The following is a 16,196-nucleotide window of genomic DNA, read 5'->3' as shown; positions in this document are numbered from 1 at the left end:
GCCGTCACGCCGAAGGGGCTCGCGCTCGATGGCCCCCGGCCTCGTGGTCGTCCTGATCGTCAATCCGGGCAGGGCAGACAAGTATAAATTATGGTAAGATGTGTGATTTGGAGATGTTATGCTCCAAATCATCGTAAAATAGACAATGTATGCTTGAAAGTGATGATCGTTGAAAGATCATTCTTGTTGACCGGGTCCGGTCTCCGGCTAGGCTCATGCGTAGGAATGCCTCCCGCATCGCGTGAACGAGGCCTCTCTCCATCGCACGATACCCTCGCCCCGGATTGCCTGGATCTGTCATGAGCGCACGCCGCGAATTGAGGCTGAACGCCTTCGAGATGGGGGCGCCGGGCCATACCTGGGCCGGGCTGTGGCGGCACCCGCGCGATATGGCGGCGCGCTACAATACCCTCGATTACTGGGTGTCGCTGGCCCGCACCGCCGAGCGCGGCCTGTTCGACGGGATCTTCCTCGCCGACGTGGTCGGGGTCTACGACGTCTACGGCGCCAGCCCCGCCACCGCCCTCGCCCGGGCGGCGCAGGCGCCGAACCTCGACCCGTTCCTGCTGGTGCCGGCGATGGCGCACGCTACGACGCATCTCGGCTTCGGGGTCACGGCGAACCTCACCTACGAACACCCCTACACCTTCACCCGCCGGCTCTCGACCCTCGACCATCTCACCAAGGGGCGGATCGGCTGGAACGTGGTCACCGGCTATCTCGAGAGCGGCGCGCGCGGCATGGGCCTGCCCCAAGCGCGCGAACACGATGCGCGCTACGATGCCGGTGAGGATTTCCTGGAGGCCGCCTACAAGCTCTGGGAGGGAAGCTGGGAGGACGGCGCGGCCCTGCGCGACCGGGCGGGCGGTCTGTTCACGCAGCCGGCCAAAGTCCACCGCGTCACCCATGACGGGCCGAGCTACCGGGTCGACGGGCAGCATCTCAGCGAGCCGTCACCGCAACGGACGCCCGTGCTCTACCAGGCCGGCGCCTCGTCGCGCGGACGTCTCTTCGCCGCCCGCCATGCCGAGAGCATCTTCCTCAACGGCCAGACCAAGGCCATCGCGGGCAAGGCCGTGCGCGCCACGCGGCAGGCGGCGAAGGAAGCGGGCCGCGATCCCCACGACATCCGGACGTTCCTCGGGGCCACCGTGATCGTGGCGCCTACCCGCGCCGAGGCGTTCGATCTGCGCGACGAGTACGCGCAATATCTCGACGTGGAGGGACAACTCACCCTCGTCTCCGGCTGGACCGGGATCGACCTGTCCGGGCTCGATGCCCATGAGGGGCTCGCCTACGTCAAGACCAACGCCATGCAGTCGTTGCTGGAGAACCTGACGCTGCCCGGCGAACGCCCCTTCACCCGTGCCGATTTCGCCGAGTTCGGCCCGCGCGGGGCACGGGCTCCCTTTATCGTCGGATCGCCCTCGGACGTCGCCGACGCGCTGCTGTCCTGGGCCGACGAGGCCGATATCGACGGCTTCAACCTCACCCGCGCCGTCGCGCCCGAGACGATCGAGGCCTTCGTCGACCTCGTCGTGCCCGCGTTGCAGGACCGGGGCGCGTTCAAGACGCGGTATCGCGAGGGCACGCTCCGCGAAAAGCTGTTTCCGGAGGGCGGCGCCCACCTGAAGGCGACCCATCCCGGTGCACGCTTCCGCCGGGCCGCCGGCGAGGCCCGCGCCTCCGCCGCCTGACGGCTCCCTCCCCCCTCCCCTATGGCATTCACACATCACGTGGGCCGCACGGGTCCCCTCTCCTGGAAGGCAACGATGTTCGCACATCTCGCGGGTACCACGGGTCCCCTCTCCTGGAAGGAGAGGGACAGGGTGAGGTGTGTGACCGTTTCGGAGAAGGACCACACCTCACCCCAACCCTCTCCATCCAGGAGAGGGAGACGGTCGCGCCTCATGTCGAACCCTCTCGGAACCCTGCTTGGCCTCGCCACCGTGATGCTCGCCCTCGCCGGCGGCCCCGCTCGCGCCGAAAAACCCCTGCGCATCGGCGCGACGCCGGGTCCCGTGGGGCAGACCCTGGCCTTCGCCGCCGATCTCGCCCGTAAGCAGGGGCAGAATGTCGAGATCGTCGAATTCACCGATTGGGTGACGCCCAACGAGGCCGTGGCCTCGGGCGATATCGACGCCAACCTGTTCCAGCACGTACCCTACCTCCAGAGCGCCATCCGCTCGCGGGGCTACAAGCTGGTGGCGGTGGAGGGCGCGATCGTTCTGCCGGTGGGCCTGTTCTCGAAGACGGTGACCAGCCTCGACAAGGTCCCCGACGGCGCCTCGGTGGCCATCGCCAACGACCCCGTCAACGCGGCGCGGGGATTGCGCCTGTTGGAGACCGCCAAGCTGCTCACCCTGAAACCGGGCGTCGGCGACGAGGCCTCCGTCGCCGACATCGTCGCCAATCCGAAGCGCCTGCGGATCCTCGAACTCGAAGCGGCGCAATTGCCGCGCGCAATGGACGACGTGACCCTGGCGCAGGTCAGCTTCACCTACCTGATCGCTGCGGGCGGCGACCCCAAGACCTCCCTCATCACCGACGGGGTCGGGGACCGGCGCTACACGCTGAGCTTCGTCGCGCGGCCCGACAATCGCGACGATCCGCGTCTGGCCGCCTTCATCCGCAGCTTCCGCTCGGCGCCGGTGCGGGACTACATCGAGCGGACCTACAAGGGCTTCCTCGAGCCGGTCTGGTAGCGCGGTCTCGAATTTTAGCTCCGGTCCCGACCCGTTTTCGCAGGCGTGAGCCCGCTATCCGGACGAGCCCTGCACGTCGCTCGGATGCGGTTGCTCAGGCACTCCCGAACAGAGAGACCCTCCATGCCCCTGAACCGTCGCGCCCTGCTGGGCGGAACCCTCGCCCTGCTCACGGCCTCCACGGCCCGGGCGGCGGCACCGCTCAAGGTGGTCGCCTCCTCGGTGCCGCATGCCGAGATCCTGACTTACGTCCAGGACAAGCTCGCTCCGGACCTGCCCCTGCGGATCATCGAGATCAGCGGGGACATCCGCCCGAACCGCCTCGTCATCGACGGCGACGCCGACGCCAACTTCTTCCAGCACGTGCCGTATCTGCGCAGCGAGGAGGCCGAACTCGGCACTCGCTTCGCCGTGACGGCGAGCGTGCATGTGGAGCCCCTCGGGCTCTATTCGCGCCGCGTCCGCGGCCTCGCCGACCTGGCGAAGGGGGCGACCGTCGCCCTGTCCAACAACGTCACCAATTTCAGTCGCGGCTTGAAACTCCTGCAGGAGAACGGCCTCATCCGTCTTCGGCCCGGCGGCGACGGCACCTTCGCCACGGCGGGCGACATCGCCGAGAACCCGAAATCCTTGAGCTTCGTCGAGGTGGCGCCGCCGCAATTGCCGCGCTCCCTCGACGACGTCGCCCTCGCGGTCATCAACGGCAACTACGCCCTCGAATCCGGGCTCGACCCCGCCAAGGATTCCCTCGGGCTGGAGCGGGCGGAGGGCAACCCCTACGCCAACGTGCTGGTGACGACGCAAGGCCTGGCCCAGGATGCGCGCATCCTGACGCTCTCCTCCCTCCTGCAATCGGCGGAGGTCGCCGGCTTCATCCGCGAGCGCTATCGCGGCGCCGTGATCCCCGTGAGAGGCGCCTGACCGGCGCGCGCCGGTACGTCGGGGCGGCTGTCCGTGGTGAAGCCGTCCCGGTTCGGCATCCGTATCTTCGGCAGGGAGGCGGCATCGAGTTCGGCTCCCTCCGGCAGGATGCCGTTGAGATGCAGCACATAGGCGCTGAGGGCGTAGGTCTCGTCGGCGCTCAGGGATTGCGGCGCGTCGTAGGGCATGGCGCGGCGGATGTAGTCGAACAGGGTGGTGGCATGGGGCCAGAAGCTGCCCACCGTCCGCACCGGCTTGCCCGTCGCGAGGGTCCCCTGGCCGCCAATCAGCCTGTCGGCGGATGCACCCTCCCCCTGCGCCCCGTGGCAGGCGGCGCACCGCGCGCCGAACAGGGCTTCCCCCTGGCGCACGTTGCCATGGCCGGCGGGCAGGCCCTGCCCGTCGGCCCGCACGTCGATGTCCCACAGGGCGAGGATGCTTTGGCTCGCCGGCTGCCCGATCGCCAGAGGGCCGAGCCCGTTGCCAGGGAGGGAGACGGGCCCGGACGGGTCCGCCAGGGCGGCGCCCGTCGCCGTCAGGCAGGCGAGAAGGCCGAGACCGCTAAACCGCATGGCTCACGCCTCCCTCGGCGGCGATGTGCCAGCCGGCAATTCCGTTGTTGTGGTAGAAGGATTGGGTGCCCCGCACCGAGACCAAAGCCGCGCGCGACGGCTGGACGTAGCCCGTCTCGTCGGTTGCGCGGCTGAGGAGATGCGCCGGGCCGCCCTCCCAGCGCCAAGGGAGCCGGAACCGGGTGAGGCATCTGGGCAGGATCGGACCCTCCAGGGCGGCCGCCTGCCAGCGCGCACCGCCATCGGTGGAGACCTCGACACCCGCGATGCGGCCGCGCCCCGTCCAGGCGAGGCCGCGGATCTCGCGAAAACCGGGCGTGCGCAACTGTTCGCCGCCCGACGGCGTGGTGATGACGGATTTGGCTTCCATCGCGAAGGTGAACTGCCGTGCCGACCCGTCCGGCATCAGGTCCGTGTATTTCGAGGTTTCCTCGCGGGTCTGGAACGGCTGGTCCCCGACTTTAAGCCGGCGCAGCCACTTGATGCTGAGATTCCCCTCGACCCCCGGTACGAACAGCCGCAGGGGGTAGCCCTGTTCCGGGCGGAGCCGCTCCCCGTTCTGGGCATAGGCCAGGATCGCGCCGTCCCGCGCGAGGTCGAGGGGAATGCTCCGGGTCATCCCGGCGGCGTCCGCGCCCTCCGCCAGGATCCATGCGGCGCCGGGCTTCACCCCGACTTCGTCGAGCAGGGTCGCCAGTTCAACCCCGGTCCATTCGGCGCAGGAGAGGAGACCGTGGCTTTCCTGGATGGTCCAGCCCGGCTTGGCCCCGAGCCACGGCGTGTTGCCCGAGCATTCGAGGAAATGGATGCGCGAGACCGACGGCATCCGTACGAGATCGTCCATGGTGAGGACGAGGGGCCGTTCCACGAGGCCGTGGATTGCCAGCCGGTGGCGCTCCGGGTCGATGGCCGGGACACCGGCATGGTGGCGCTCGAAATGCAGCCCATTGGGCGTGATGATGCCGTGCAGGTGCTGAAGCGGCGTGCCGGTGGAGGAGGCGCCGGGAAAAGCCGGCGGCGTCCGCGATTTCCGGCCTAGAACTTCGTAGGGCGATGGTTGTCCATAGGGCGGCGATGCGGACGGCGCTCCGGGCGTGCGGCTCCATTCGGGAACGGCCAGGGGATCGCCGGTATCCAGGGCGTGGGCGGCGGTGGCGATCCCGCCCGCCGCGCCGCCGGCTAGCCGAAGGAAGCCGCGCCGGCTCGAAGACCGGCGCGGTGCGCGCGATGTGTCAGACGGCATGAGGACGGTGTCCGAATGGGCGTTCGCGCGAGAACGCGAAGCGAGACGTGGGGGTGACGGCGAAAGAAGAGCGCAGCTTCGTCTCTCTCGATGTCCTTCATTGGACCGTGTCTAGCCTTCGCAATCAACGGCATGGATTTTTCAATTCTTGCAGAGAAGCGAACACATCTTCCATCGACCCTGGATATCCAGGGGCGATTTTTCCGGATCGCGCCATGCCGATCGAGCGGCGCCGGGTTTGCCGCGCCGGGCGCCGCGCCTTCGGCCCGGCCCGAATGCTGGGCGACGTGGAGGATCGTTCTCTCGTGATAGATGTGCGGGGATCGATCTTGCTGGATGGGCGAAGGATTCGACAGCCGATTCCATTGATTGCGCCAAGTATAGTTCGTAGAATTGCAGCATAGACGATCATCGTTCCGTTCGACCGCTCGGTACCTGCGCGTGCCGGGCGCATGAGGTGTGGCGAGTGCCTGGAATTCAGATCGACCGCGTCGGCGATGCCGTCCCGCCGCCGGATGCGCTGATCCGTTTCGAGCAGGTGGCGAAGACCTACGCCACCCGCGACGGTGCCGATGTCTCGGCGCTCAGCGGGATCGACCTGTCGGTGACGGCCGGTTCGGTGCTGGGGGTGATCGGCCGGTCGGGCGCCGGAAAGTCGAGCCTGATCCGTCTGATCAACGGGCTGGAACGCCCCAGCGCCGGTACGATCAAGGTCGGGGATGCGGAAGTCTCGTCCCTCGACGAGCGCGCGCTGCGCCACGTGCGGCGCCGCATCGGCATGATCTTCCAGCACTTCAACCTGCTCTCGTCTCGCACGGTCTCGGGCAACATCGCCCTGCCGTTGGAGATCGAGGGCCGGGCCAAGGCCGCGATCCGCGCCCGTGTCGGGGAGTTGCTGGCCCTGACCGGGTTGGAGGAGCAGCGTGACCGCTACCCCGCCGAACTCTCGGGCGGCCAGAAGCAGCGGGTCGGCATCGCCCGCGCGCTCGCCACGGGACCGAGCGTCCTCCTCTCCGACGAGGCCACGTCCGCCCTCGATCCCGAGACCACACGGTCGATCCTGGCGCTGCTGCGCCGGATCAATCGCGAACTCGGCCTCACCATCGTGCTCATCACTCATGAGATGTCGGTGATCCGCGCCGTGGCGGATCGCGTCGCCGTGCTGGAGGCGGGCCGTATCGTCGAGCAGGGCGGCGTGTTCGAGGTCTTCACCCGGCCGCAGGCGGAGATGACGCGGACACTCCTGGCCGGGGAGATGGGGCTGACCCTGCCGGCAGCACTCCGCGCCGGGATCGAGACCCGACCGATCGCGGGAGGCAGGGCGGTCCTGCGGATCGCTTTCCGCGGGCCTCACGCCAACGACCCGATCATAGCGCGGCTCGCGCGAGAGACCGGCATCGAAGCCAGCATCCTGTCCGGCACCGTCGACGAGATCGCCGGACAACCCTTCGGCTCACTGACGGTGGGCCTGCAAGCGGGGCCGGACGTCGTCGGCCGGGCCCGCGCCTTCCTCGACGCACACGGCCTCGTCTCCGATCTCCTCGGCTACCTGCCGGCCCACAGCGCGGAGGATCGCCGTGTCGCCTGAAATGATCCGCCTGCTGCTCCAGGCCACCGGCGACACCCTGTCCATGGTGGCCGTGGCGGCCGTGCTGTGCACGCTGTTCGGCCTTCCGCTGGGCGTCTTCCTGGCGACCAGCCGGCGTGGGGAATTGCTCGCCGCGCCCTGGCTCAACGGCGTGCTGGGCCTCGTCGTCAACGCCACCCGCTCGACGCCCTTCATCATTCTGGTGGTGGCCATCATCCCCTTCACCCGCCTCATCGCCGGAACTTCCATCGGGATGTGGGCCGCCACGGTGCCGCTGACGGTGGCGGCGACGCCCTTCATCGCCCGCCTCGTGGAGGCGGCGATCCGCGAGGTCGATGCCGGGCTGGTGGAGGCGGCGCGCGCCTTCGGGGCCGGCCCGCTCACCATCATCCGCAAGGTGCTGATCCCGGAGGCGCTGCCCGGCATCCTCCTTGGCCTGACCCTCGCGGTGGTGTCGCTGCTCGGCTACTCGGCCATGGTCGGCGCCGTCGGCGGCGGTGGGCTGGGCGATCTCGGAATCCGCTACGGCTACCAGCGCTTCCGGCCCGAGATGATGCTGGCCGTCGTCGTCGTGCTGATCGTGCTGGTCCAGGCGGTCCAGACCGTCGGTGAGCGTCTGGCCAGCCGGCTCAACCGGCGCGTCCGCCGGGCGTGATCCCGCGCCTGTAGGTTTCGTCAGGGCACTCACCCGATAATCCGCCCGCAATGTCCCATATAACGAACGGCGGGCGTGAGGAGATAATTCGACGTTCTCCGGCATATCAGCGCTCGGCCTGAAATATTCTTCGCATTGCTGCGACGGGCTCGATAATGACTACGGTTCGCCTGTTCTAGAGATGGATCATCTCCTTTGTCTGTTCTATAAAGAGAACGATTTCATTGACGGCGGGGACGCCGCCGAGCAGATTTGAAGGAGATTTTCTCTACCCGGCTCCGCGTCCCGCGTCCGAGTTCGACAGCAGGTTTCCTCATGACGATCCGACGCCTTTCCCTCTCGCCCCGGAAGGCTGCGGCTCTTCTGGGTGGATTCGCCCTCTCCCTGGCGAGCCTCGGCCCTGCGGCCGCCAATGAGGGCCAACTGCGCATCGCCAAGCAATTCGGCGTGGTCTACCTGCTCCTCAACGTGGTCGAAGACCAGAAGCTCATCGAAAAGCACGGCAAGCAGGCGGGCCTCGACATCAAGGTGGACTATGTCCAGCTCTCCGGTGGTTCGGCCGTCAACGATGCGCTGCTGTCCGGCAATATCGAGATCGCCGGCGCCGGTGTCGGCCCGCTCTTCACCCTCTGGGACCGCACCCGGGGACGGCAGAACGTCAAGGGCGTCGCGTCGCTCGGCAACTTCCCCTACTACCTCGTGACCAACAATCCCGACGTGAAGACCATCGCCGACTTCACCGAGAAGGACCGCATCGCGGTCCCGGCCGTCGGCGTCTCGGTCCAGTCGCGCATCCTGCAGCTGGCATCGGCGAAGCTCTGGGGCGACAAGGATTTCGCCAAGCTCGACAAGATCAGCGTCGCGGTCCCGCATCCCGAGGCCGCCGCCGCGATCATCAAGGGCGGCACCGAGATCTCCGGCCATTTCGGCAACCCGCCCTTCCAGGAGCAGGAACTCGCCGAGAACCCGAAGGCCCGGATCGTGCTCAATTCCTATGACGTGCAGGGCGGGCCGGCCTCCTCCACCGTGCTCTACGCCACGGAGAAGTTCTACAAGGACAGCCCGAAGACCTACACGGCGTTCCTGGGCGCCCTCGACGAGGCCGCGACGTTCATCACCCAGAACCCGGAGAAAGCCGCCGAGATCTACGTTCGGATCAACGGCAGCAAGATCGACCCGGCGCTCCTGACGACGATCATCAAGAACCCCGCCGTCTCCTTCAAGGTGACGCCCGAGAACACGCTCGGCCTCGGCACGTTCATGCACCGGGTCGGCGCCATCAAGGCGGAGCCGAAGACCATCGGCGACTACTTCTTCGACGACCCGCGCATCAGCAACGGCAGCTGAGGCGGCACGCGATGATCTCTACGGCTCCCCGCTCCGACTTCGCCATCACGGGGCTTCCCGATCCCCGCGCATGGTCATCTGCGCGGCGTGAGGATGCGCGCGCCCATTCCCCCGTCGCGGCCGAGGCATCGCCGCTGTTGCGGATTAAGGGCGTGACCCTCGAATACCGCACGCCGGAGCGGGTGGTGCGCGCCACCCATCGCATCGACCTCGATATCCATCAGGGCGACCGCTTCGTCCTGCTCGGGCCGTCCGGCTGCGGCAAGTCCACTCTTCTCAAGGCAGCGGCGGGCTTCCTCCGCCCCGTGGAGGGGGAGATCACCCTCGCCGGCGTGCCGGTTCGCGAGCCCGGCCCCGACCGCATCGTGGTGTTCCAGGAATTCGACCAGTTGCCGCCCTGGAAGACGGTGGCCCAGAACGTCGCCTTCCCCCTGCGCGCGGCCCGTGCCCTCGGCCGGCGCGAGGCCGCCGAGCGGGCGCGGCACTACATCGACAAGGTCGGGCTGACGCGCTTTGCCGACAGCTACCCGCACCAGCTCTCGGGTGGCATGAAGCAGCGCGTGGCGATCGCCCGGGCGCTGGCGATGCAGCCGAAGGTCCTGATGATGGACGAGCCCTTCGCCGCCCTCGACGCCCTGACCCGGCGCCGGATGCAGGAGGAATTGCTGACCCTCTGGGACGAGGCCCGCTTCACCTTGCTCTTCGTCACCCATTCCATCGAGGAGGCCCTGGTGGTCGGCAACCGGGTGGCGCTGCTCTCGCCCCATCCGGGCCGTGTGCGGGCCGAGATCAACAGCCATGCGTTCGATCTGACCAGCATCGGGAGCCGCGATTTTCAGGGCGCGGTGCAGCGTCTGCACAACCGCCTGTTCGAGACTGCTCCCGAACCCGAAGCATCCACGGAGGTTTCGGCATGAGCAATGCCACTCTCGCGGGCCGGCCCCTCGTGCCGCCGATCCGACCGGAATACGACCATGTGCTCGCCCCCTTCGTGGAAGCCCCGGTGGAACGGGTGCTGCCGTTCTCGACCCGGCTCTGGCAGCAGGATTGGCTGCGCAAGGGCCTGATCATCGTCGCCCTCGTCCTCGTCTGGGAGGGGCTGGCGCGCTGGCAGGACAACGACCTGCTGCTGCCCGGCTTCGGCGCCACGATGTCCGCCCTGGCGGAAGGCCTCGTGAACGGTGAATTGCTGGACCGGGTGCGGATCTCCCTCGTCGTGCTGCTGCAGGGCTACGTCACCGGCATCGTCCTGGCCTTCCTGCTGACGACGCTCGCCGTCTCGACCCAGTTCGGCCGCGATCTGCTCTCGACCCTGACGGCAATGTTCAACCCGCTGCCGGCCATCGCCCTGCTGCCGCTGGCCCTGCTCTGGTTCGGCCTCGGGTCCGGCAGCCTGATCTTCGTCCTCATCCATTCGGTGCTGTGGCCGATGGCGCTCAACACCTATGCGGGCTTTCAGGGCGTGCCCGAAACCTTGCGGATGGCGGGGCGCAACTACGGTCTGCGCGGCCCGTCCTACGTGATCCAGATCCTCATCCCCGCCGCGCTGCCGGCGATCCTGTCCGGCCTCAAGATCGGCTGGGCCTTCGCCTGGCGCACGCTGATCGCGGCCGAGCTCGTCTTCGGCGCCTCCTCGGGGCGCGGCGGTCTTGGCTGGTACATCTTCCAGAACCGCAACGAACTCTACACCGACCGCGTCTTCGCCGGCCTCGTCCTCGTCGTCGTCATCGGCCTCGTCATCGAGAACGTGGTCTTCGCGGCCTTCGAACGACTCACCGTGCGGCGCTGGGGCATGGCGCGATGATCGTCGGGCCGGTCGTTCATCCCGGCGGAACCGGCATGTCCCAAAGATGGGGGCGGATGATCGTGAGCATCCGCTCGGCCGAGGTGCCCGGCGGGAAGAAGCCGAGATAGGTCCCCGACCGGTCCATCAGGTAGATGAAGGCGGAGTGGTCGATGGTGATCTCGCCGTTGGCGCCCACGACCCTTTCAAAGAAGACCCGGTAGGCATCAGCGGCCTGACGGATGGAAGCGGAATCGCCCGTCAGACCGACGAGCCGGGGCGAGAAGTTCGGGACGTATTCGGCGAGATGCGCGACGGTGTCCCGCTCCGGATCGAGGGTGACGAACAGCGGCTGGACCGAATCTGCCTCCGCGCCCAGCAGGGTTAGCGCGCGGGCGATCTCCATGAGGTCGGTGGGGCAGATGTCGGGGCACGAGGTGTAGCCGAAATAGACGAGGAGGAGCTTGCCGCGAAAGTCGGTCTCCGAGCGCTTGCGCCCCTCGTGATCGACCAGGGTGAAGGGCCCGCCCACCGGCTCGCGGTTCCACATCAGCACGTCCATCAACTCCGCCGCCGAGCGTCGCGCCGGCTCCGCGGCTTTGGCCGGCACCATGGGGTGCGAGGCCAGGAGCGACAGGACGAGCGCCGCGGCTTTGGACCTACGCACCGAAGGTGAGGCGGCTGCCCGTGGTCGTCACGATCACGTTGGCGGGCATCTGCGCCTGGGCTTCCAGCGCGAAGTTGAGGCCGCTGCAATGCATCGGGATGACCACGTCAGGGTCGAGCTTGCGGATCTCGGCGACGATCTGGGTGAGATAGTCCTTCGGCGCCGGCCCGAGATGGAACCCTCCGACGATGGCGTGGACCTTGTCGACACCCGAGACGGCCTGCGCCTGCCGCACCGAATTGACGATCCCTACATGGCCGCAGGAACTGATGACAACGAGGCCCTTGCCCTTCACGTTGAAGCAGGTGGCGTGTTCGTGGACATGCTCGTCGGGAACGATCTGCCCCTGCAGTTCGGCGGGCGAATAATGGCTGGCATCGCAGCCGAGGCCGTCCTTGATGCCGCGTTCCACGAAGGTGTTGGGCAGGATGCGCTCGATGGAGGATCGCTTGATCTGGCCCGTGGTGAAAGCGTGCCCGGCCACCACCGTGGGCGTCTCGCACAGGACGGTCCTGATCTTCTGCGCCGTCAGTTCGCGCCGGTCGAGCTGGCCGAAATCCGTGAACTGCCCCTGCACCTTGCTCGGGCTGACGCGGTGGCAGAAATTGTCCTCGCCGCCGGCATAGAGGGTCAGGTCGGCGGGGAGCGAGGCGCGGTACTTCTCCAGGAAGCCGTTGAGGCCACCGTAATGGTCGTGATGGCCGTGGCTGACGATGAGGGCGTCGATCCTGGACGGGTCGACCTGCAGGATCTCGATGTTGTTCAGGAGCGCGTCGGGGCTGTAGCCGAAATCGAGCAGAATCGTGCGCGCCTCGTTCGCACGCTGGGATTCCGCGAAGAGCGACAGGCCCCATTGGTTGTGGAGGACCTTGCGGTAGTCGCTGCCGCGCCCGTTGCCGGGCGGTTGATGCACGACGCCCTGCACCGTCGCCGGCTTGAGGAACTGGTCGTGGGAGGAATCGATCAGCACGCGCAGGCTGAGCCTGTCCACCGTCGGCACCTCGATGCCCGCGGCGTTCGCGATCTCGATGCAGGAGAACCCCGCGGTCGCGCTCGCGGCGAAGGCCGCCGAAGCCCTCAGGAAGCCGCGCCTGTCGATCTCTCCGGCCATACCATCCTCCGTGACGCCAAGACGGCGCATGTCTCTCTATAATGTCCTTTATAGCCGAGCTTGTCCCGGTAGGTATTCTGTATTTCCATGACAGCGAAGGTGTTCGTTCTGTATTCGATAAAGTTCATAGAATTTCAATCCATGGGAATGTGATCCCGCCGCATGGGCGACGCTCCGCGTCAGCAGGGGGGGCACATGCACGTCGCCTGCCTCCCGCCTGCGGACGGAGCGCCGCGCGTCTCGGTGCGGGGCGAAGGCAAGGAAAAGCTAGGGCGCACGCGTGAGTCGGAAGAGCGTTCCCACCTTTGCAAGAACAACGGAAGCTCATTCTGTCTCCGCCGGACTATACAAACGTCTTCACAAGACGAAGACGGGGCTGCCTGGTTCATCATCCAAGAGACGGCGGGCCGATGGGCGACATAGACTCGTATCTCGGGGCGAAGCGTCGCACGCTCGACCTCCGCACCCGGCGAATCCGCGAAGGCGAGGTCTCTGCCGTGTCCCTGGCGGCGCGGGCGACTGTGGAGGGCGGCAGCGGCGTGCGCCGGATCGGAATCCGCCGGCACGCCATCGTCAGCGACAGCGGCCCCGATCTCGCGGGCTTCGATCTCGGGCCGAGTTCGCCGGAACTGCAACTCGGGGTTCTCGGGTCGTGCCTCGCGCATACGGTGCTGATCCAGGCCGCGCTTCAGGACGTGCCGATCACGTCGCTGGAGGTGGAGGTCTCGGCCACCTTCGATCCCCGTGCCGGCGCGGAGGGGTACGAGGACGTCCCCGTCCATCCGCACGACCTGTCCTACGAGGTGCGTCTCGATTCACCGGCCGATCCGGCCCGGATCGCGGCGCTTCACGCGCGGGTCGAGACGGCCTGCCCCATCCTCAACCTCTTGCGCCTGCCGCAGGACGTGAGCGGACGCTTCACCAATGCCGCACCGGTTGGCCGGGCGGATGCAGACCTTAAGGAGATCAATCCGTGACGATCACCAGACGCCGCGTGCCGAGCCTGCTCTTCGCGCTCGGAGCCAGCCTCGCCGCCCTCACCGGGGCGGTCGCCCAGGAGACGGCGCCGAAGGAGTTCCGAATCGGCTACCAGAAGATCGGACTCATCGTCGTCGCGCGGCAGCAGGGGGTGATCGAGAAGCGCCTCGCCGCGCAGGGGACCAAGGTGCAGTGGGTCGAGTTCCAGGCCGGGCCTCCCCTGCTCGAAGCCTTGAGCGCGGGCAGCATCGATTTCGGCTATACCGGCGACGCGCCGCCGATCTTCTCGCAGGCGGCGGGCGGCAACCTCGTCTATGTCAGCGCTTCGGCGCCCTCCGGCGACGGCGAGGCGATCCTGGTGAAGGAGGCCTCGCCGATCCGGTCGGTCGCCGACCTGAAGGGCAAGAAGGTCGCGTTCGGTCGCGGCACGAGCGCGCACAACCTCATCATCGCCGCTCTGGAGAAGGCCGGCCTGACCTTCGCGGACATCGTGCCCGCCTACCTGACGCCGGCGGATGCCGGCTCGGCCTTCGCCAACGACAGCGTCGACGCGTGGGCGATCTGGGATCCCTACTTCGCCGTCGGGCAGGCGCGGAGCAAGACCAGAATCCTGGCGACCTCCGGCCAGACCCTCGACGTGTCGGCCTATTTCCTGGCCAACAAGACCTTCGCCGACAAGCATCCCGGCGTCATCGTCCATAGCCTGGCGGGTCTCACCGAGGCTGCCGCCTGGGCCGACGGGCACCGCGACGAGGTGGCCAAGGCGCTGAACGCCGTGACGGGCATCCCCTACGAGATCCAGAAGGTCGCGGCGGACCGCACCCAGTTCGGGGTCCGGCCCCTCACCGACGCGATCCTGTCGGGGCAGCAGGCGACGGCCGACCGCTTCCACCGTCTCGGGCTCATCCCCCGCGCCATCCAGGTGCGCGACGCCGTCTGGACCCCGCCGCGCACCTGATCCCCTCGACCTGCAAGCCCCTTGGAGCCCCGCCAACGTGACCACCCTCGACCCCCTCGCGAGTCTGACCCTGCCGGGAGCGGGCGCCCCGCCCCGGCGGGTGCCGCCCAAGGCCGTTTCCCCCTCTCCCTCCCTCTCACGCCAGCCGGTCCAGGCCGGGTTCGGCCCCTACGGTCTCTTCGTCGTCTCGTGGCTCGCCCCCGTCGCCCTCGTGGTGGCCTGGGAAGTCCTCGCCCGTGCCGGCTGGATCTCGCCGCAGGTGCTTCCGGCGCCGAGCAAGGTTCTGGCGACCGCCTGGAAGCTGACGCTGAACGGTTCGCTGCTCATCGATCTCGGCACCAGCCTGCTGCGCGCGGCGGTGGGCTTTGCCATCGGCGGCGGCATCGGTTTCGCGCTCGGCACCCTGGTCGGGTTCTCCCGTCTCGCGGAGGCCGCCATCGACCGGAGCGTCCAGATGATCCGCGCCATCCCGTTCCTCGCCCTGCTGCCCCTGGTCATCGTGTGGTTCGGCGTCGGCGAGAGCCAGAAGATCTTCCTCGTGGCGCTCGGGGTCGCCTTTCCGATCTACATCAACACCGTGCTCGGCATCCGGCAGGTGGACCCGAAGCTCGTCGAACTCGGCCGGGTCCGGAACCTCTCTCCGATCCAGCTGATCCGCCGCATCATCCTGCCCGGTGCCCTGCCCTCGATCCTCACGGGCATCCGCTATGCCCTGGCGACGGCCTGGCTCGCCCTGGTGGTGGCCGAGACGATCGGCGCGCAATCCGGACTCGGTTTCCTCGCGATGGATGCCCGCGAATTTCTGCGCACCGACGTGATCGTCCTCGCCATCGTGCTCTATGCGCTGATCGGCATCGCCGCCGATTCCATCGCCCGGCACCTGGAGCGTTCGCTCCTCGCCTGGCACCCGAATTACGGGGACCGCCGATGAGCCGCGCCCAGGCCGGAAGCGCTGTCGCCGCGTACCCTCCCTCGCGTCCCGCCGTCGTCGTCACCGACCTCACCCGCGCCTACGGCAAACGCGTCGTCATCGACGGTCTGAACCTCGTCATCGAGCGCGGTGAATTCGTCGCCCTGCTGGGCGAGAGCGGTTGCGGCAAGACGACCCTGCTGCGGGCCCTGGCCGGGCTCGATCCCGTCGAGCATGGCCGCATCGACGCGCCCGGAGAGGCCGCCGTCGTCTTCCAGGAGCATCGGCTGCTGCCGTGGGACAGCCTCTGGCGGAACGTGGCGCTGGGCCTGCCGGACCAGGGGGCTCGGGAGCGCGCCGCCGCCGCGCTCTCCGAGGTCGGGCTCGGACACCGCCTCGACGATTGGCCGCGCAATCTCTCCGGCGGTCAGGCCCAGCGCGTGGCCCTGGCCCGCGCGCTCGTGCAGGAGCCGGAACTGCTGCTGCTCGACGAGCCTTTCGCGGCCCTCGACGCGCTGACCCGCATCCGCATGCACGGGCTCGTCAAGGAACTCGTGGCCCGCCACCGGCCGGGCGTTCTCCTCGTCACCCACGATGTCGACGAGGCCATCTCGCTTGCCGACCGCGTGCTGGTGATGCGGGCGGGGATCATCGCCGCCGAGCACCGGCTCGACGGCTCCGGTGATCGGGTGGCCCTCCGCCTCCGCCTCCTCGCCGAACTCGGCGTTCACGCCGAAGCCGAGCCCGCCTGAACTCTC

Annotated in this window: 16 protein-coding genes; 12 read left to right on the top strand and 4 right to left on the bottom strand. The window is 68.0% G+C overall.

What is annotated here, in order from left to right:
- The first annotated feature begins 299 nt into the window (after positions 1-299).
- The 3 genes from ASF26_RS10690 to ASF26_RS10675 all read left to right on the top strand — a co-directional run bounded on the left by ASF26_RS10690 (position 300) and on the right by ASF26_RS10675 (position 3,626).
- The gene (locus tag ASF26_RS10690; RefSeq protein WP_056253168.1) at positions 300-1,697 is read left to right on the top strand and encodes an LLM class flavin-dependent oxidoreductase; all 1,398 of its coding nucleotides are present in this window, start codon (positions 300-302) and stop codon (positions 1,695-1,697) included.
- Positions 1,698-1,910: 213 nt separating this feature from the next.
- Entirely contained in the window at positions 1,911-2,705 is a 795-nt protein-coding gene (locus ASF26_RS10680; protein WP_056253162.1) for a MetQ/NlpA family ABC transporter substrate-binding protein, read from the top strand.
- A 123-nt stretch (positions 2,706-2,828) separates the two neighbouring features.
- Positions 2,829-3,626 carry a MetQ/NlpA family ABC transporter substrate-binding protein gene (locus ASF26_RS10675; protein WP_056253159.1) on the top strand — a complete coding sequence of 266 codons (798 nt, stop codon included), beginning with the start codon at positions 2,829-2,831 and terminating at the stop codon, positions 3,624-3,626.
- Here the strand turns inward: ASF26_RS10675 and ASF26_RS10670 are convergent.
- The gene (locus ASF26_RS10670) at positions 3,590-4,198 is read right to left on the bottom strand and encodes a c-type cytochrome (RefSeq protein WP_082477583.1); all 609 of its coding nucleotides are present in this window, start codon (positions 4,196-4,198) and stop codon (positions 3,590-3,592) included. The genes ASF26_RS10675 and ASF26_RS10670 overlap by 37 nt on opposite strands.
- Positions 4,188-5,441 (bottom strand): sulfite dehydrogenase, encoded by a 1,254-nt coding sequence (gene soxC / locus ASF26_RS10665; protein ID WP_056253156.1) that lies wholly within the window; start codon positions 5,439-5,441, stop codon positions 4,188-4,190. The genes ASF26_RS10670 and soxC overlap by 11 nt, the downstream gene beginning before the upstream one ends.
- 466 nt (positions 5,442-5,907) lie before the next feature.
- On the opposite strand from soxC, the gene ASF26_RS10660 reads away from it, so the two are divergent.
- The 5 genes from ASF26_RS10660 to ASF26_RS10640 all read left to right on the top strand — a co-directional run bounded on the left by ASF26_RS10660 (position 5,908) and on the right by ASF26_RS10640 (position 10,835).
- Positions 5,908-7,029 carry a methionine ABC transporter ATP-binding protein gene (locus ASF26_RS10660; protein ID WP_082477582.1) on the top strand — a complete coding sequence of 374 codons (1,122 nt, stop codon included), beginning with the start codon at positions 5,908-5,910 and terminating at the stop codon, positions 7,027-7,029.
- The gene (locus tag ASF26_RS10655; RefSeq protein ID WP_056253149.1) at positions 7,019-7,684 is read left to right on the top strand and encodes a methionine ABC transporter permease; all 666 of its coding nucleotides are present in this window, start codon (positions 7,019-7,021) and stop codon (positions 7,682-7,684) included. Before ASF26_RS10660 ends, ASF26_RS10655 begins: the two co-directional genes overlap by 11 nt.
- A gap of 315 nt (positions 7,685-7,999) precedes the next feature.
- Positions 8,000-9,031: an ABC transporter substrate-binding protein gene (locus ASF26_RS10650; RefSeq protein WP_056253146.1), complete on the top strand. Its 1,032-nt coding sequence runs from the start codon at positions 8,000-8,002 to the stop codon at positions 9,029-9,031.
- An 11-nt stretch (positions 9,032-9,042) separates the two neighbouring features.
- Positions 9,043-9,948, top strand: coding sequence for an ABC transporter ATP-binding protein (locus ASF26_RS10645; protein WP_056253140.1), 906 nt, complete (start codon positions 9,043-9,045; stop codon positions 9,946-9,948).
- Positions 9,945-10,835: an ABC transporter permease gene (locus ASF26_RS10640; protein WP_056253137.1), complete on the top strand. Its 891-nt coding sequence runs from the start codon at positions 9,945-9,947 to the stop codon at positions 10,833-10,835. Before ASF26_RS10645 ends, ASF26_RS10640 begins: the two co-directional genes overlap by 4 nt.
- Positions 10,836-10,851: 16 nt before the next feature.
- On the opposite strand, the gene ASF26_RS10635 is transcribed toward ASF26_RS10640, so the two are convergent.
- Both ASF26_RS10635 and ASF26_RS10630 read right to left on the bottom strand, forming a co-directional pair.
- A complete protein-coding gene (locus tag ASF26_RS10635; RefSeq protein ID WP_244475892.1) occupies positions 10,852-11,481 on the bottom strand; it encodes an SCO family protein in 630 nt (209 codons plus the stop codon).
- Positions 11,474-12,592 carry an MBL fold metallo-hydrolase gene (locus tag ASF26_RS10630; RefSeq protein WP_056253134.1) on the bottom strand — a complete coding sequence of 373 codons (1,119 nt, stop codon included), beginning with the start codon at positions 12,590-12,592 and terminating at the stop codon, positions 11,474-11,476. Before ASF26_RS10630 ends, ASF26_RS10635 begins: the two co-directional genes overlap by 8 nt.
- Before the next feature lie 410 nt (positions 12,593-13,002).
- On the opposite strand from ASF26_RS10630, the gene ASF26_RS10625 reads away from it, so the two are divergent.
- The 4 genes from ASF26_RS10625 (at position 13,003) to ASF26_RS10610 (ending at position 16,190) form a co-directional block, all read left to right on the top strand.
- A complete protein-coding gene (locus ASF26_RS10625) occupies positions 13,003-13,569 on the top strand; it encodes an OsmC family protein (RefSeq protein ID WP_056253129.1) in 567 nt (188 codons plus the stop codon).
- A complete protein-coding gene (locus tag ASF26_RS10620; RefSeq protein WP_056253124.1) occupies positions 13,566-14,528 on the top strand; it encodes a sulfonate ABC transporter substrate-binding protein in 963 nt (320 codons plus the stop codon). Before ASF26_RS10625 ends, ASF26_RS10620 begins: the two co-directional genes overlap by 4 nt.
- Positions 14,529-14,739: 211 nt before the next feature.
- The gene (locus ASF26_RS10615) at positions 14,740-15,459 is read left to right on the top strand and encodes an ABC transporter permease subunit (RefSeq protein ID WP_056253446.1); all 720 of its coding nucleotides are present in this window, start codon (positions 14,740-14,742) and stop codon (positions 15,457-15,459) included.
- On the top strand, positions 15,456-16,190 hold the full coding sequence (locus ASF26_RS10610; RefSeq protein WP_056253120.1) for an ABC transporter ATP-binding protein: 735 nt from the start codon (positions 15,456-15,458) through the stop codon (positions 16,188-16,190). Before ASF26_RS10615 ends, ASF26_RS10610 begins: the two co-directional genes overlap by 4 nt.
- Positions 16,191-16,196: the final 6 nt, after the last annotated feature.

Origin of the sequence: Methylobacterium sp. Leaf93 (genome assembly GCF_001422345.1) — a bacterium.
In the GTDB taxonomy this organism is placed as follows: Bacteria; Pseudomonadota; Alphaproteobacteria; order Rhizobiales; family Beijerinckiaceae; genus Methylobacterium; species Methylobacterium bullatum.
This window is presented reverse-complemented; position numbering and strand designations above follow the sequence as displayed.

Bases quoted from the DNA above. Each gene is read 5' to 3' on its own strand.
- ASF26_RS10690 (WP_056253168.1), top strand. From the start codon at position 300: ATGAGCGCACGCCGCGAATTGAGGCTGAACGCCTTCGAGATGGGGGCG.
- ASF26_RS10680 (WP_056253162.1), top strand. From the start codon at position 1,911: ATGTCGAACCCTCTCGGAACCCTGCTTGGCCTCGCCACCGTGATGCTC.
- ASF26_RS10675 (WP_056253159.1), top strand. From the start codon at position 2,829: ATGCCCCTGAACCGTCGCGCCCTGCTGGGCGGAACCCTCGCCCTGCTC.
- ASF26_RS10670 (WP_082477583.1), bottom strand. From the start codon at position 4,198: ATGCGGTTTAGCGGTCTCGGCCTTCTCGCCTGCCTGACGGCGACGGGC.
- soxC (WP_056253156.1), bottom strand. From the start codon at position 5,441: ATGCCGTCTGACACATCGCGCGCACCGCGCCGGTCTTCGAGCCGGCGC.
- ASF26_RS10650 (WP_056253146.1), top strand. From the start codon at position 8,000: ATGACGATCCGACGCCTTTCCCTCTCGCCCCGGAAGGCTGCGGCTCTT.
- ASF26_RS10645 (WP_056253140.1), top strand. From the start codon at position 9,043: ATGATCTCTACGGCTCCCCGCTCCGACTTCGCCATCACGGGGCTTCCC.
- ASF26_RS10640 (WP_056253137.1), top strand. From the start codon at position 9,945: ATGAGCAATGCCACTCTCGCGGGCCGGCCCCTCGTGCCGCCGATCCGA.
- ASF26_RS10630 (WP_056253134.1), bottom strand. From the start codon at position 12,592: ATGGCCGGAGAGATCGACAGGCGCGGCTTCCTGAGGGCTTCGGCGGCC.
- ASF26_RS10625 (WP_056253129.1), top strand. From the start codon at position 13,003: ATGGGCGACATAGACTCGTATCTCGGGGCGAAGCGTCGCACGCTCGAC.
- ASF26_RS10610 (WP_056253120.1), top strand. From the start codon at position 15,456: ATGAGCCGCGCCCAGGCCGGAAGCGCTGTCGCCGCGTACCCTCCCTCG.